Origin of the sequence: Paracoccus sp. S3-43 (assembly GCF_029027965.1) — a bacterium.
Lineage (GTDB): Bacteria > Pseudomonadota > Alphaproteobacteria > Rhodobacterales > Rhodobacteraceae > Paracoccus.
Map to the genome: position 1 here is coordinate 1,875,268 of NZ_CP119082.1, position 14,534 is coordinate 1,889,801.

The 14,534-nt window shown below is 67.7% G+C and carries 18 protein-coding genes and 1 pseudogene; 16 read left to right on the forward strand and 3 right to left on the reverse strand.

Annotated features, from left to right (window positions below):
• Nucleotides 1-12 precede the first annotated feature (12 nt).
• From PXD02_RS09760 to PXD02_RS09835, 16 genes and pseudogenes are all read left to right on the forward strand, one after another.
• On the forward strand, nucleotides 13-606 hold the full coding sequence (locus PXD02_RS09760; protein WP_275103721.1) for a sigma factor: 594 nt from the start codon (nucleotides 13-15) through the stop codon (nucleotides 604-606).
• A 22-nt stretch (nucleotides 607-628) separates the two neighbouring features.
• A complete protein-coding gene (locus tag PXD02_RS09765) occupies nucleotides 629-982 on the forward strand; it encodes a hypothetical protein (protein WP_275103722.1) in 354 nt (117 codons plus the stop codon).
• Nucleotides 982-1,515 (forward strand): hypothetical protein, encoded by a 534-nt coding sequence (locus PXD02_RS09770; RefSeq protein ID WP_275103723.1) that lies wholly within the window; start codon nucleotides 982-984, stop codon nucleotides 1,513-1,515. The genes PXD02_RS09765 and PXD02_RS09770 overlap by 1 nt, the downstream gene beginning before the upstream one ends.
• Nucleotides 1,512-2,384 carry an ATP-binding protein gene (locus PXD02_RS09775; protein ID WP_275103724.1) on the forward strand — a complete coding sequence of 291 codons (873 nt, stop codon included), beginning with the start codon at nucleotides 1,512-1,514 and terminating at the stop codon, nucleotides 2,382-2,384. The genes PXD02_RS09770 and PXD02_RS09775 overlap by 4 nt, the downstream gene beginning before the upstream one ends.
• Nucleotides 2,385-2,403: 19 nt before the next feature.
• Entirely contained in the window at nucleotides 2,404-3,033 is a 630-nt protein-coding gene (locus PXD02_RS09780; RefSeq protein WP_275103725.1) for a hypothetical protein, read from the forward strand.
• 14 nt (nucleotides 3,034-3,047) lie between these two features.
• Nucleotides 3,048-4,712, forward strand: a complete 1,665-nt coding sequence (locus PXD02_RS09785) for a DEAD/DEAH box helicase (protein WP_275103726.1) — start codon at nucleotides 3,048-3,050, stop codon at nucleotides 4,710-4,712.
• Nucleotides 4,709-5,134 (forward strand): DUF6511 domain-containing protein, encoded by a 426-nt coding sequence (locus tag PXD02_RS09790; RefSeq protein ID WP_275103727.1) that lies wholly within the window; start codon nucleotides 4,709-4,711, stop codon nucleotides 5,132-5,134. The genes PXD02_RS09785 and PXD02_RS09790 overlap by 4 nt, the downstream gene beginning before the upstream one ends.
• The gene (locus PXD02_RS09795) at nucleotides 5,134-5,901 is read left to right on the forward strand and encodes a hypothetical protein (RefSeq protein WP_275103728.1); all 768 of its coding nucleotides are present in this window, start codon (nucleotides 5,134-5,136) and stop codon (nucleotides 5,899-5,901) included. The genes PXD02_RS09790 and PXD02_RS09795 overlap by 1 nt, the downstream gene beginning before the upstream one ends.
• Nucleotides 5,898-8,192 (forward strand): AAA family ATPase, encoded by a 2,295-nt coding sequence (locus PXD02_RS09800; RefSeq protein WP_275103729.1) that lies wholly within the window; start codon nucleotides 5,898-5,900, stop codon nucleotides 8,190-8,192. Before PXD02_RS09795 ends, PXD02_RS09800 begins: the two co-directional genes overlap by 4 nt.
• Nucleotides 8,193-8,551: 359 nt before the next feature.
• A complete protein-coding gene (locus PXD02_RS09805) occupies nucleotides 8,552-9,070 on the forward strand; it encodes a hypothetical protein (RefSeq protein ID WP_275103730.1) in 519 nt (172 codons plus the stop codon).
• 5 nt (nucleotides 9,071-9,075) lie between these two features.
• On the forward strand, nucleotides 9,076-9,270 hold the full coding sequence (locus PXD02_RS09810; RefSeq protein ID WP_039616164.1) for a hypothetical protein: 195 nt from the start codon (nucleotides 9,076-9,078) through the stop codon (nucleotides 9,268-9,270).
• Nucleotides 9,263-9,709: a DUF6362 family protein gene (locus tag PXD02_RS09815; RefSeq protein ID WP_275103731.1), complete on the forward strand. Its 447-nt coding sequence runs from the start codon at nucleotides 9,263-9,265 to the stop codon at nucleotides 9,707-9,709. The genes PXD02_RS09810 and PXD02_RS09815 overlap by 8 nt, the downstream gene beginning before the upstream one ends.
• 405 nt (nucleotides 9,710-10,114) lie before the next feature.
• Nucleotides 10,115-11,509, forward strand: a complete 1,395-nt coding sequence (locus tag PXD02_RS09820; protein ID WP_275103732.1) for a site-specific DNA-methyltransferase — start codon at nucleotides 10,115-10,117, stop codon at nucleotides 11,507-11,509.
• Between the two features lies 1 nt (nucleotide 11,510).
• Nucleotides 11,511-12,017, forward strand: a pseudogene (locus PXD02_RS09825) (DNA cytosine methyltransferase); the annotation flags it as partial.
• A gap of 205 nt (nucleotides 12,018-12,222) precedes the next feature.
• The gene (locus tag PXD02_RS09830; protein ID WP_275106473.1) at nucleotides 12,223-12,705 is read left to right on the forward strand and encodes a hypothetical protein; all 483 of its coding nucleotides are present in this window, start codon (nucleotides 12,223-12,225) and stop codon (nucleotides 12,703-12,705) included.
• Entirely contained in the window at nucleotides 12,702-12,923 is a 222-nt protein-coding gene (locus PXD02_RS09835) for a DUF7220 family protein (RefSeq protein WP_275103733.1), read from the forward strand. The genes PXD02_RS09830 and PXD02_RS09835 overlap by 4 nt, the downstream gene beginning before the upstream one ends.
• On the opposite strand, the gene PXD02_RS09840 is transcribed toward PXD02_RS09835, so the two are convergent.
• From PXD02_RS09840 to PXD02_RS09850, 3 genes are all read right to left on the reverse strand, one after another.
• Nucleotides 12,920-13,474, reverse strand: coding sequence for a hypothetical protein (locus PXD02_RS09840; RefSeq protein WP_153749525.1), 555 nt, complete (start codon nucleotides 13,472-13,474; stop codon nucleotides 12,920-12,922). The genes PXD02_RS09835 and PXD02_RS09840 overlap by 4 nt on opposite strands.
• A 115-nt stretch (nucleotides 13,475-13,589) precedes the next feature.
• A complete protein-coding gene (locus PXD02_RS09845; protein ID WP_275103734.1) occupies nucleotides 13,590-14,156 on the reverse strand; it encodes a DUF3489 domain-containing protein in 567 nt (188 codons plus the stop codon).
• 95 nt (nucleotides 14,157-14,251) lie between these two features.
• Complete coding sequence (locus PXD02_RS09850; RefSeq protein WP_275103735.1) at nucleotides 14,252-14,524, reverse strand: hypothetical protein; 273 nt, start codon at nucleotides 14,522-14,524, stop codon at nucleotides 14,252-14,254.
• Nucleotides 14,525-14,534: the final 10 nt, after the last annotated feature.

Below are 14,534 nucleotides of genomic sequence, written 5' to 3' on the forward strand. Positions count from 1 at the left end.
AGGCGCACACCGATGCAGATCGAACTCTCCCCCGACGACATTGAAACCATCATCCGCGAGGCCGATGCGGCGGCGCAACGGCTTCGGCGCAAGCTGACCCTGCCGGTCTGCGAGCGCGAGGATCTGGGTCAGGACCTCCTGGTCGATCTGCTGCGCCGCTTGCCCGCCTACGATCCCTCGCGCGGCAGCATCGGCGCTTTCGCCAATATTGTCCTGCGCAACCAGTCCTCGCGGATCGCGATGCGCCATCACCGCCAGCGTCGTGCACAGGGTGGGTCGCTGCTCTCGCTGGAGGTGCCGCTGGCCGGTGCTCGCGAGCCGGTCGGCGACACGCTGACCGAGGACGACGGGCTTGCCGCCTGGCACGGCCAGACCTGCTGCGCCGGCGCTGTCACCGAACTTCACCACGCCCTGCAGGCCGCCCTTGCGCGGCTCCCGGCCGAGGATCGCCGGTTCTGTGCGGCGCTGGCGCATCGCCCCGTGACCGCACTCGCGGCCGAGGGTTTCGGAAGCCGGTCCGCGCTCTACCGCCGCCTCGCCGATCTCCGCCACGTCCTCACCGCCCATGGTCTCGGTCCCTCCTGGGACGATCTCGCGGCGGCCTGAGTAGAGGCGAAAGGAGGAGATCATGTTCATGGGCACCACCCCCTTCATCACGGTCCGCGCCCGCCGACCGCTCACCGAGATCGAGTTCTGCGCCTGGGTGGCGCAGGCCATGCCGGGCGACCGGCTCGAATACCATCGCGGCTTTCTGGTTCTCGACATCTTCCCGATGTTCGCCCGGTTGCCGGATCAGCAGCGCGCGGAACTGGCCCGGGTCGGGTCGCGCGCCTTCTGGGCGGCCGAGCAGGGTCTCGTGCACCTGGTGCAGGAGCGCACGGGCCCCGACCAGTTCGCCTATATCGCCGTCGCCCGCCCCAAGCCGAAGGCCGCGGCGGTGTCGCTGTCCGCGCTCCTGCTCGCCGAGCAAGAGGCCGCGTGATGACCGCCTTCCAATCCCTTTTTGCTGATCATGGAGACCCTTACATGCCGTTCCCCGCGAACACCCCCACCGTCGACGACCTGCCGGGCATCGGCTTGCAGGACATCGCACAGCTGCCCGTCGAACTGTTGGCCATCCTGCAGCGCGATGTCGACGAGCGCATGGTCCGGGTCAAGGCCGCGAAGGCTCGCCTCGATGGCGCGCTGACGGTCCGCTACGCCACCCGCGCGGAAGAGGAGCGGCAGGCCGCTGGCAAGGACACCGGAACGATCCGCTTCGACGACGGAGATTTCATCGTGGTCGCCGATCTGCCGAAACGGGTCGATTGGGATCAGGATCGTCTCGCCGCCATGGTCGAGCGCATCCGCGCCGCCGGGGACGATCCCGCCCAGTATGTCGACATCGCCTTCAAGGTGCCCGAGCGCAAATACGCCGCCTGGCCCGATGCGATCCGTGCCGGTTTCGAGCCTGCGCGCACCGTCCGGCCGGGCACGCTGAAGATCGAGATCGTTCCGCAGGGGGGCGATCGATGAGCCTCCCGATCATCAGCGCCGACCAGCGGCTGGCCGAGCCGCGGGGTATCAAGGGCTGCATCTTCGGCAAATCCGGCATCGGGAAGACATCGCTCCTCTGGACCCTGAACGCGTCGACGACCCTGTTCATGGACCTCGAGGCGGGCGATCTCGCCATCGAGGGCTGGGCGGGCGACAGCATCCGGCCGCGGACCTGGACGGAATGCCGGGATTTCGCGGTGTTCATCGGCGGGCCGAACCCGGCCCTGCGCGACGAGCAGCCCTACAGCCCGGCGCATTACAAGGCGGTCTGCGACCGCTTCGGCGATCCGGCAGCTCTCGACCATTACGACACGATCTTCGTGGACTCGATCACCGTGGCGGGGCGGCTGTGCTTCGGCTGGTGCAAGGGCCAGCCCGAGGCGCTGTCGGAGAAGACCGGCAAGCCGGACGTGCGCGGGGCCTACGGGCTGCACGGCCGCGAGATGATCGGCTGGCTCACGCATCTCCAGCACACACGGGCCAAGAACGTCTGGTTCGTCGGGATCCTCGACGAGAAGCTCGACGACTTCAACCGCAAGGTGTTCCAGCCGCAGATCGACGGCTCGAAGACCGGGTTGGAGCTGCCGGGGATCGTCGACGAGGTGATCACCATGGCGGAGCTGAAGGCCGATGGCGGTCCCTATCGCGCCTTCGTCTGCCAGACCATCAACCCATGGGGCTTTCCGGCCAAGGACCGCTCCGGTCGGCTGGATCAGGTCGAGGAGCCTCACCTCGGCCGCCTGATGACGAAGATCCGCGCCCCCGTCGCGCCGGCACCCAAGCGCCTGACCTACACCCCGCCGCCCGCCGATCCGGCGGCCGACGCCCAATCCCAACCGCAATCCTGATCAGAAAAGGAGGTTCCCCATGGGTTCCTGGAACGATTTCAACGACGCGCAGAGCAACACCAACCTGATCCCCAAGGGCACGCTGGCCAAGGTGCGCCTGACCATCCGTCCGGGGGGCTTCGACGATCCGTCGCAAGGCTGGACCGGCGGGTATGCCACGCGCGGCTCGACGGGTGCGGTCTATCTGAACGGCGAGTTCACGGTGACCGAGGGTCAGTATGCCCGGCGCAAGGTCTTCACCCTGATCGGGCTCTACAGCCCGAAGGGGCCCGACTGGGCCAACATGGGCCGCAGCCTCGTGCGCGGAATGCTGAACTCGGCCCGCGGGATTTCCGACAAGGACATGTCGGCCGAGGCGCAGGCGGCGCGGCGCATCAACGGCTTCGCCGATCTCGACGGGATCGAGTTCATCGCCCGCATCGACATCGGCACCGACGCCAGCGGCGACGACAAGAACGAGATCCGCAGCGCGGTCACGCCCGATCATCGCGATTACGCTCAGGTCATGGGGACGGCTGCGCTGCAGTTCGGCGGACAGGGTGCTGCCGGACATGCCCCGCAGCAGACCACCTCTGCGGCACCGTCACATCAGCCCAGCCAGCTCGCTTCCGCTCCCGGGTTCGCCGGTCGGCCGAGCTGGGCGCAGTAAGGGGGAGACCGGCCATGCGCCTGCGCCCCCGCCAGAAGACCTTCGTCGAGCGCAGCGTGGCTGCGCTCGGTTCCCGCGGCAACACGCTGAGCGTGGCGCCCACCGGCGCGGGCAAGACCATCATGCTCTCGGCGGTCACCGGCGAGATGATCGGCGACGGCGCCAAGGCCTGCGTGCTGGCGCATCGCGACGAGCTGACGGCGCAGAACCGCGCCAAGTTCCAGCGGGTCGTGCCGGGCGTCGCCACCTCGGTGATCGACGCCACGGCGAAGTCCTGGGGCGGCCAGGTCGCCTTCGCCATGGTGCCGACGCTGGCGCGCGCGTCGAACCTTGCCGAGATGCCGCGTCTCGATCTGCTGGTCGTGGATGAGGCGCACCATGCCGTCGCCGACAGCTATCGCCGCATCATCGACCGGGTGCGCGAAGCCAATCCCGACGCCCGCATCTTCGGGGTCACGGCGACGCCGAACCGGGGCGACAGGAAGGGCCTGCGCGAGGTCTTCGACAACGTCGCCGATCAGGTGCGGCTGGGCGAGTTGATCGCCTCGGGCCACCTCGTCCCGCCGCGCACCTTCGTCATCGACGTGGGCGTGCAGGACGAGCTGCGCTCGGTCCGCAAGACCATGTCGGATTTCGACATGGCGGAGGTCGCGGGCATCATGGACCGCGCCCCCGTCACCGACGAGGTGATCCGCCACTGGAAGGAAAAGGCGGGCGACCGGCAGACCGTGGTGTTCTGCTCCACCGTCGCGCACGCCGAGCATGTCACCGACGCGTTCCGGGCGGCGGGCGTTTCCGCCGCCCTGATCCACGGCGATCTGGCGGCCGAGACGCGCAAGGCGATCCTCGCCGACTACGCGGCGGGCAACATCCGCGTGGTGGTCAACGTGGCGGTGCTGACCGAGGGCTGGGACCATCCGCCCACCTCCTGCGTCGTGCTGCTGCGGCCCAGCTCCTACAAGTCCACCATGATCCAGATGGTCGGGCGCGGTCTGCGTACCGTCGATCCCGAGGAACATCCCGGCATCGTCAAGACCGACTGCGTCGTGCTGGATTTCGGGACGTCGAGTCTCACGCACGGCACGCTGGAACAGGATGTCGATCTCGACGGGCGCGTTCCGACGCCGGGGGAAGCCCCCACGAAGCTCTGCCCCGAATGCAAGGCCGAGATCCCGATCGCGGTCACCGAATGCCCGATCTGCGGGTGCGAGTTGCCGCGCGAAGGCGCTGAGCCAATCGACAGTTTCGTCATGACCGAGCTCGATCTTCTCGAGCGATCGAGTTTCGCGTGGGTGGACCTGTTCGGCGACGACGCCGCGCTGATGGCCAACGGCTTTCACGCCTGGGGCGGCGTGTTCTTCCTCGAGGGCCGCTGGCACGCGGTCGGGGGCGCCAAGGGCAAGGCGACGCGGCTCCTGAGCGTGGGCGAGCGCATCGTCTGTCTCGCGCAGGCCGACGACTGGCTGAACGAGCATGAGACCGACGAGAGCGCCTTCAAGTCGAAGGGCTGGCTGAAGCAGGACGCGACGGAGAAGCAGCTCAACTGCCTGCCGCCCGAGTTCCGGCGCGATTACGGCCTGACGCGCTATCGCGCCTCCGCGCTGATCTCGTTCCAGTTCAACAAGCGCGACATCCGGCGCCTCGTCTCGGCGGCCGAGCCCCAGCGGAGGGCGGCGTGAATCATGTCGCGCAAGTCCAATCCCCGCCCGCAGCGCCTGCGGATTGCCCGGAGCGTATTCGGCTCTGGCACCCGCGCCTCAAGCCTTGCGCCGTCTGTCTGCGCCCCGCGCGCGGCTTCGGTTTCTTCAACCCCAACAAACCCCGCCCCCGCGAATACCGCTGGTTCTGCTCGATGCACTGCCAGGCGTTCTTCGCGGCCCGCCACCGGAAAGGACTGACCATGCAGGGAACGACCGATGAAGAACGCCTCGCCATCGCGCTGGTGATGAAGCGGCTCGGCACGACCATGGACCAAATCGGCTGGGACAAGCGGCTGCGGGATCTCGATGCGACAGAGGTCACCGCGCTGATCGAGGAGGTTCTGGAGGGCTATGGCGCCGAGATGTCGCGCATCGCCGCCAGGAGCGAGGTGCCGTTCTGATGCTGGATTTCAACCCGCGCCCCTCCATGGCCGAGCGGATCAACGCGCTGGTCGACGCCGCGCTGATCGCCGAGCGGGTGGCCACGCCGCCCCGAACCTATCTCGGCGCGTCCCGTCTGGGACATGCCTGCGAACGCGCGCTGCAGTTCGAGTTCGCGGGTGCGCCCAAGGATGAGGGCGCGGATTTCGGCGGCCAGACGTTGAGGATCTTCGCGATCGGTCATCAGCTCGAGGATCTGGCGATCCGCTGGCTGCGGGCGGCCGGGCTGGACCTCTACACCCGCAAGGGCAACCGCCCCGATGGCGAACAGTTCGGCTTCTCTGTCGCGGGCGGCCGCATCCGTGGCCATGTCGACGGGGTCATCGCGGCGGCACCGGCCGCGCTCGGTCTCCGCACCCCGGCGCTCTGGGAATGCAAGACGATGAACGCGAAGAACTGGCGGGCCTGCGTCAAGGACGGGGTCGCCGTCTCCAAGCCCGTCTATGCCGCGCAGATCGCGATTTATCAGGCCTACATGGAGCCTTCGGTGCCGGGCATTTCCGCAGCCCCGGCGCTGTTCACGGCGATCAACAAGGACACGGCCGAACTGCATCACGAGCAGGTCGCCTTCGATGCGGATCTGGCGCAGCGCATGTCCGACCGCGCGGTGCGGATACTCCAAGCCACCGATGCCGGCGAGCTGCTGCCCCGCATCGCCGCCAGCCGCGACTTCTTCGAATGCCGGTTCTGCGCCCATGCCGAACGGTGCTGGGGGTTGGCGGCATGAGCGACGACAAGATCATCCACTTCAATCCATGGCGGGATTTCAACGACGCGGTGCCGCTGCCCGATCCCTTCGCCGTGGAACCGGACCCCGCGCAGATCGCGCGCTTCGTCGACGTGGTCTTCGGCTATTCCGAGGGACTGATCCCTGTCCGTGGCTTCGTGGACAAGGGTCAGGGCAAGGACGGCCGGCCCCACAACATCTGGATCGACGCGAACGGCGCGGCGCCCGACAAGCTCGCCACATTCGCCGCCTGGGGCGCGCGCGAGGGAGCGGCGGTCTATGTCATTCCCGGCACGGTGGCGGAAACCGGACAGGCGCGTGCCGCCGATGTACTGCAGATGCAGAGCGTCGTCGTCGATCTGGACGCAGGCGACATCCCAGCCAAGCTCGATCACCTCGTCCACCACCTCGGGCGACCGACGCTGATCGTCGAGAGCGGCGGGCGCACAGCCGATGGCGCGACCAAGCTCCATGTCTGGTGGAAGCTGACCGAGCCCGCCGAAGGCGCCGATCTCGCGCGGCTTTGCCAGTTGCGGGGCGATATCGCGCTCAAGGTCGGCGGCGACATGCATTTCCGCTCGGCGCACCAGCCGATCCGCGTCCCCGGCACGGTCTATCACAAGGGCGGCCAGGAACGGCTCGTCCTGATCCGTGAAGCCAGCGATCTCGAGTTCGATCTGGCCGACATGCTCGAGCGCGCGGCCGAAATGCCGCCCATGCCCGGAGTCGGCATGGCGACGGCCGAGCTGCGCGAGAAACCCTGCGTGGACGCAGCCCTTACCACACCGGTCCGCGAGGGCGGCCAGGACGCCTGGACGCGGTTCGAAGGCGTCAGCATGGCCATCGGACACTATGTCCGCATGGCGCATGAGGGGCGGATGAGCCGGGAGGAAGCCTGGCGCGCGATCGGCGAATACAACGCGGCGATGATCCGGCCCAACTGGACGGAAGACCGCCTCTGGGTCGAATACGAGCGGCTCTGGGCGCTGCATATCGCGCGGAACGGCCCGCCGCTCATTCGGAACGACGGCGCTCCTGCGGCAAGGGAGATCGCCACCTTCACCTTGGGGGCGCTGCTGGACGACGGCACGCCGATGCCCGACGACATCATCGGCCCACGCGTCCTGACCCCGGGCGGCATGCTGGTGCTCGGCGGCGCGCCCAAGGTCGGCAAGAGCGATCTCGTCATCAGCTGGCTGGTGCACATGGCTGCCGGTGTGCCGTTCCTTGGCTTCACGCCGCCACGGCCGCTGCGCGTGTTCTACCTGCAGGCCGAGATCCAGTACCATTATCTGCGCGAGCGCATGCAGCAGATTGGCCTGCCACCCGAAGTGATGGCCGCCGCCCGCGAAAATCTTGTCGTCACGCCGAAGCTGAAACTGCTGCTCGATGAGGGTGGCAGCGCGCTGGTCGCGCAGGCGATCCAGCAGGCGTTCCCGGCCGAGCCTGTCGACATCCTGTGCATCGACCCGATCCGCAACCTGTTCGACGGCGGACCTGACGGCGGTGGCGAGAACGACAACGCCGCGATGATGTTCTTTCTCAAGGACCGGGTCGAGGTGCTTCGCGACCACGTGAACCCCGACTGCGGGATCATCCTGATCCACCACACCAAGAAGCTGAGCAAGCATCAGGTGAAGGAGGATCCGTTCCTGGCGCTTTCGGGCGCCAGCGCGCTGCGGGGCTTCTACACCTCCGGCCTGATCCTGCACCGCCCCGACGAGGACGCGTCTGAGCGCAAGCTGGAGATCGAACTGCGCAACGGCCCGGCGCTGCCTACGAAGCTGATCGACAAGGTGCGCGGCCAATGGGTCGAGATCAACCCGATGAACGAGCGCCTCGTGCGCGCCGAGGTGGGCGCAAAGCATGACGCCGAGCGCATGCGCAAGCACGACGTCATCCTCGGTCTGCTCTACGATGAGGCGCGGCGCGGCAAGCTCTACACCTTCGCCCAGTTTTCCGAGGCATTCGAGAATACCGGGGGGCTCGGCGGGCGGACCATCGTCCACGACCGGCTCAGCGTTCTCGCCACCAAGGGCAAGGTCAAGTTCATCCGCGGCCCCGCTGCCACGCGCATCGGCCTGGCCGCGGAGCGGAGCAAATACGGCTATCTCTGCGTCGAGGGAATGCTGCTCGGCACGGGCGGCGAGACCGTCGATCCCGACACGGGCGAGGTCACGCCTGAGCTGATCCCGGCGCTGCCCAGCCACTACAAATGCCCGCAGACCGGGGCCGTCCTGCCCGTCGAGAACCCCTCCGTCTGGGTCTATCAGGAGGAGGACGAAGCATGAAAACTCACGCCGTTCCCCGCCGCGAATTCTGGCTCTGCAGCCCCGGATTCTGGCCAGAATCCGCAGATTCTGCTCCCCGCGCGAATCCTGGATTCTGGCTTTTCCGATTTCATTTCAGTGACTTGGAAGGTGCTTTCCAGAATCCGGAAGGGCCTTTCCGGATTCTGCTCCGGAGTCTGGAAGTTCTGTTTTGGATCAATGCCTTGGAGCAGATTTCAGAATTCGGAAAACGCCCCCCTAAAGGGGTAGGTGACCTCCCCGCCAGGCGCGGGAGGGTCACCACCTACCCCTGGGCAATCTCAAAGGCTGGATGTCCCGCCCGTCACCCCATCGAGCACCAAACCGGAAAGGAGCCGATTATGGCCCACGCATCTCTGACCCCGACACCCATGAGCGCCCCGGGCCCCGGCGTGCCGGTCGTCCTCGCCCTCGATCTCGGCACCACGACCGGCTGGGCCTTGCAGGCTGCGGACGGTCTGATCACCAGCGGCACCGTATCCTTCCGACCGAGCCGCTATGACGGCGGCGGCATGCGCTACCTGCGGTTCCGGGGCTGGCTCGAGCAGCTGGCCCAAGACGCGGGTCCCATCACCGCCATCCACTTCGAGGAAGTGCGCAGGCACGTCGGCACCGACGCGGCGCATGTCTATGGCGGGCTGCTGGCCACGCTGACGTCATGGGCGGAGACCGCGGGCGTCGCCTATCAGGGCGTGCCGGTCGGCACCATCAAGCGCCACGCCACCGGCAAGGGCAACGCGAACAAGGAGGCCATGATGGCCGCCGCCCGGGCGCGCGGCTTCTCGCCCGCCGACGACAACGAGGCCGACGCCATCGCGATCCTGCTCTGGGCGCTGGAGACCCGGGGAGGTGTGCAATGAGCGGCATGCGGTTCACGCCCAAGGGCTACGGCGGGCACCGCCGCAACCCCGACGAGGTCAAGCGCGACGGCTGGAAGGAGCAGGGGCTGCTGGCCGTCGCCATCGACGACGACCGTCTGACCTGGCCCGAGCGGGAGCTGGTGCGCCAGCTCGGCGAGCGTCTCTACGGCAAGCGGGAACGGGAGGCGCGCCATGGGTGAGTGGACCACAGCACAGGTGCAGGACCGGCTGGAACTTGCGGCGGGCGTGATGCGGCAGATGCCGGGCGTGATGCCGCAGGGCTTCTTCAACGCCTGGCCAGAGTATTTCCACAGCTTCGCCGACAAGGTCGGTCAGGAGCCGCAGATGCGGCGGCCAAGGCCCAGCCCGCGTCAGATCACGCAGGCCGAGGAGGCGATGCTCTGGCTGCGCTGGCTGGAGCCCGAGGATGGGCGCCTTGTCTGGACCCGCGCCGACGGCATGGCGTGGAAGCCGATCTGCTGGCAGTTCGGCCTGTCGCGCACGGCCGCGACCAAGCGCTGGCAGTACGGCCTTGCGGTGATCACCTGGCGGCTGAACGGTCGCGTGCCGTCGCCCCGTCGGTCGCAGCAGTTCGTCATCGAAAACGCCAATCGCCTGTCAAGAAAAATCGTCCTCTGAGGAAATTTTCGGGTGTACATCGCAGGCCCTTACACATTTCGACGAGGCCGTTAGAAAACGAATATGCTCGGGAGAGGAGCGCGCAGGCAGAGGCCGCGCCGCTGGCTTCCGGGGTCCAGCGAAGGGTCCAGCCGGGGTACGATGGGCTAACCCATTGAGTTCTTGGTTCCTTCCTGGCGACATTCGTATGCTGGCGGGCGAAGCGCGGGACATCGCCAGCGTCAGGCCCGGATTTTTGGGAAGCCACCCGGAAGCCGGACCCATCCGCGCCCTGCGCAAACACCAATGAACGCTGGCCTTCCGACCGGACACCGCTGGTGGCCGCTGGACCCCGTGTGGAGTCCGGCCCGGCATCCGGAGTCCGGAAGCCACCGGCATCCACCCGACCGAGGAACCTTGCCCACCATGACGCTGAGCTTCGCCCCGGACGCGATCGAGACGTGGCCGCTGGCCAAGCTCCAGCCCTACGCGAAGAACGCGAAGGCGCACGGCGCGGACCAGGTCGCCAAGATCGCCGCCAGCATGGCCGAGTTCGGCTGGACCGTGCCTTGCCTCGTGGCCGAGGACGGGGAACTGATCGCTGGCCATGGCCGCGTGCTGGCCGCAACGCAGCTGGGGCTGACCGAAGCGCCGGTGATCGTGCTGGGGCATCTGACGGAGGCGCAGCGCCGGGCGTATCGGATCGCCGACAACAAGCTGACCGAGCTCGGCAGCTGGGACGAGGCGCTGCTGTCGGCGGAACTGAACGACCTGCTGGCCGAGGATTTCGACCTGTCGCTGGTCGGCTTCTCCGATGGCGAGCTCGACAAGCTGCTGGCCTTCGTGCCGGAGGGGGACGGTGAAGAAGGTGGCGCCGGGGGCTCCGTGCCGCCGGTGACCATCCCCGAACCACCGCGCAATCCGGCGTCGCGCACCGGCGATCTCTGGATCCTCGGCGACAACCGCCTGCTGTGCGGCGACAGCACCAGCGCGGTCGATGTGCGCCGTCTGATGAATGGCGAGCGGGCGATCCTGTTCGCGACCGACCCACCGTATCTGGTGGACTACGATGGCTCGAACCACCCGACCCGGAACAAGGATTGGTCCGCGTCTTATGGCACGACCTGGGACGACAGTTCGCAGGGGGCGGAACTCTACGACGGGTTCATCGCTGCAGCCGTGGCGGAAGCGATCGCCGAGGATGCGGCCTGGTACTGCTGGCACGCCTCGCGCCGCCAGGCGATGCTGGAGGCTTGCTGGGAGAAGGCCGGCGCCTTCGTCCATCAGCAGATCATCTGGGTGAAGGACCGCGGGGTTCTGACCCGCTCCCATTACCTCTGGAAGCACGAGCCCTGTTTCATGGGCTGGCGGCGTCCGAACCGCCCGCCCAAGGTCGCCGAGGAAACGCTGCCGTCGACATGGGCGCTGCCCAGCTTCGCCAAGGACGACCGGCCCGACCACCCGACGCCGAAGCCGCTCGATGCCTTCGGTATCCCGATGCGCCAGCATGTGGCGCGCGGCGGCCTCTGCTACGAGCCGTTCTCAGGCTCCGGCTCGCAGATCATGGCGGGCGAGGCCAATGGCCGTCGCGTCTTCGCGATGGAGATCAGCCCGGCCTACGTCGATGTCGCCGTGGAACGCTGGCACGCCGAGACCGGCCGCGACGCGATCCTCGACGGCGACGGTCGGACCTTCGCGCAGGTGAGGACCGAGCGGCTGGGCGACGATGCCGAGGCCCGGGCCGATACGCCGGACCCGGACGCCGCTCCGGTCACGGACGCCGCCCCCGAACCCGCGCGCAAGCGCAAGACCGCCGCGTGACATGCATGACCTGGCTTTACCTTCCTCCGGACGCGCTTCCGGGGCCGGAGACGCATGCCTCTTCGGCCTCTCACTCTGCTCCGGCGCGGGCGGTCTCGACCTCGGGTTCGCCATCGCCATCCCCGGATATCGTGCTGTGGGCCATGTTGAGCGGGAAACCTACGCCGCAGCCACTCTCGTGGCGCGGATGGAAGACGCGTCCCTGGATCGCGCGCCTGTCTGGGACGATGTTGCAACCTTCGACGGCCGCCCGTGGCGCGGCGCGGTGGACATCGTCACTGCGGGCTATCCGTGCCAGCCGTTCTCCGTCGCGGGCAAGCGCCGGGGCGCGGACGACCCGCGGCACCTCTGGCCGCATGTCGCCCGCATCATCGGCGAGGTCGAGCCGCCCTTCGTCTTCCTCGAGAACGTCGCCCATCATCTCCGCCTCGGCTTCCCCGAAGTCGCCAGCGGACTGGTCGGCATGGGCTACAAGCTTGCGGCAGGCCTCTTCACGGCGGCGGAGGTCGGCGCACCCCACAAGCGCGAACGCCTGTTCATCCTCGCCATCCGCGAAGGAGACGACCTGGCCGACCCCGCGCGCCTGCTCTGGCACCCGCTCGAGTGGCGGGAACCGGACGGAGCTGCTGCGGCTGTGGCCGACGCCCCGCGCCAGCGCCAACGAGAACCGGCAGACGAAACCGACACCGTCGCAGGCGGCGGGGCAGCACGGGATGAACCTCGCGACGACGGCAGCGCTCTGGCCGACGCCGCAGACCGACAGTTTCCGCAGCCGGGGCGGCGAACGGCGCGACGAGAAGGGTCTGGACCGCATGGCGCGGGATTGGCCGACGCCAATGGCGAACGACGGCTGCAAGCCGAGCGCGGGCAATCGCAAGTCGGCCGATCTGAGCCACGCGGCGGGAATGTGGATGACGCCGACAGCGCGCGATCACAAGGATGGGGCGACGACATTGGCGAACACACCTGTGAACGGCCTGCTTGGCCGCCAGGTCCTGGTGACGCCGATGGCTGGGAGCGATACCTCCGAGCCGCGCCGGACCTTGAACCCGCTGTTCGTCGAGGCACTGATGGGCTGGCCCACCGGGTGGACCGGCTTCGCCTCTGTGGCAACGGCGTGGTCCCCTTGGTTGCTGCGTATGCGCTGCGAACTCTGGCAGCTGAACTGCTGGCCGATGGATGAGGCGGCGACATGAAGCAGTCCCGCCTCATGTCGCTGGTCGAGTCCGTCGCCAACGTCATCGTGGGCTACGGCGTCGCCGTGGTCACGCAGATCCTGATCTTCCCGGTCTTCGGGCTGCACACGACGCTGGCGCAGAGCCTCAAGATGGGTGCGGTGTTCACCGTGGTGAGCATCGCGCGGTCCTACGTCCTGCGGCGTCTGTTCGAGGCGATCCGGATGCGGGGCGACTAGATGGAGTAGCTGCCGAAGGGCTTTCCGAACTTCTCAACGCCCGATTTGCCCAGCAACGTCAGCTTGTTGTGCAGCTTGTGACCGGGAGAAGCGTTTCGGGCCTCGCGCGCCCAGACCTTGGCGTCAATTTCCCAGACATCGAAGTTCGATCCGTCCGGGGTGAATGCACAGAGAACGACATCGATCCGCTCGAGAAGGGTGTTGAGACATCCCCATTGGGTATTGCGCCCCTTCGCCGTGCGCAGCGTAGCTCGTCGACCGTCAGGTAGCTTGAGTTCTGTTGCCACAGGGCTGACGAGGTCGCCGATTTTGCTCGCAAGTGCCCGGCCAGCCGAGATGCCAAACTCATACCCCTCGCGGCCGGTGAACTCGTCCTGTCCGCCACCCGGCTTGGAGGGTTTCGTCGATACGACCTTGGGAGCCTTCGGCAGAAATTCGTCCAAGGCACGAGCGGCAACTGATGCAGCCGATAGACTAGGGTTCTGAGTCAAGAATTCGCCGAGACGGGATGCCAGATTGGGATCCAGTCTAACCGTGATCGAGTCGACCATGCGCGCCACCATTCAAGAGGGTTGATGCACGCATCTTGCAGGCCAACGATAGGATTCGTCAAGAGGTATGATTCATACCCCTTGACGTGTCGTGCTTCCGCGAAGCTGCGTCCAATCAAGCGATGCGGTAGACCCGCCCCCGATCCTCGACCTTCTCCGAGGTCACCTCGAGCCCGAGTTTCTTCTTCAGCGCCCCGGCCATCGCGCCGCGCACCGTATGCGACTGCCAGCCCGTCGCGGCCATGATCTCCTCGATGGTCGCGCCGTCCGGCGCTCGCAGCATGGTGATCAGCGTGGCCTGCTTGGTGCCCTCGCGCGACGTGCGCGCCTTGGGCGCGGTCTCGGTGCCGGTGGCGGCCTCCGGCGCAGACTGCTCGGTCGGTGCGTCGGTCGCGCCCGCAGGCGCGGGGTTCGCGTCCTCGGGCTCGATCCCGATGGCGGCAAGGCCCGCGTCGGTGGCGACCAGCGTGACGCCGTGGCCGTCTCCGGTCTCGCGCCACATAAGCTCGCCCTCGCGCGTGTCGGCGTCGACCTCCTGCAGGAAGTTCTTCGCGAGCATCGCGCCGACCACCTTGGCAGCGGCGCCGCCGCGCAGGCTCTCGGGCAGCGGCAGGGCGATGCGGTCCTCACGCTGTGCGGCGGCGCTGAGGATGATGGCTTGGGTGTCAGAAAGCTTGGTCATGGGGTCGTCTCCGTATTCGGGCCCGCGACATGCGGCGCCTTCTACGACCCCGAGCCGCGCAGGGCGCGCGGCGGGAGTTCCGGCGGTGCCGGAGATCAGCGGGCGTGTTCGCCCTCGCCGAAGGCGCTGTCGGTGATGCGCTTCAGGAGGCTGGCGTAGTGTTCGAGGGTGCCGACCATGGCCCAGCCCGCCTCGTCGGGGGCGCAGTTGAAATGGTCGTCGCTGAGCGCCTGAAGGCGGGCGAGCATCTGGTCGATCTCGGCCTTCTTGCCGATGAAGGCGGCGAGTGCGGCTTCCTTGTTCCGGCGCGCCTTCTCGGCGCGGAGTTCGTGGCGCGGGGTGGTGATCGGGTTCAGGCAGGTGGTCATCGTGGTGGCT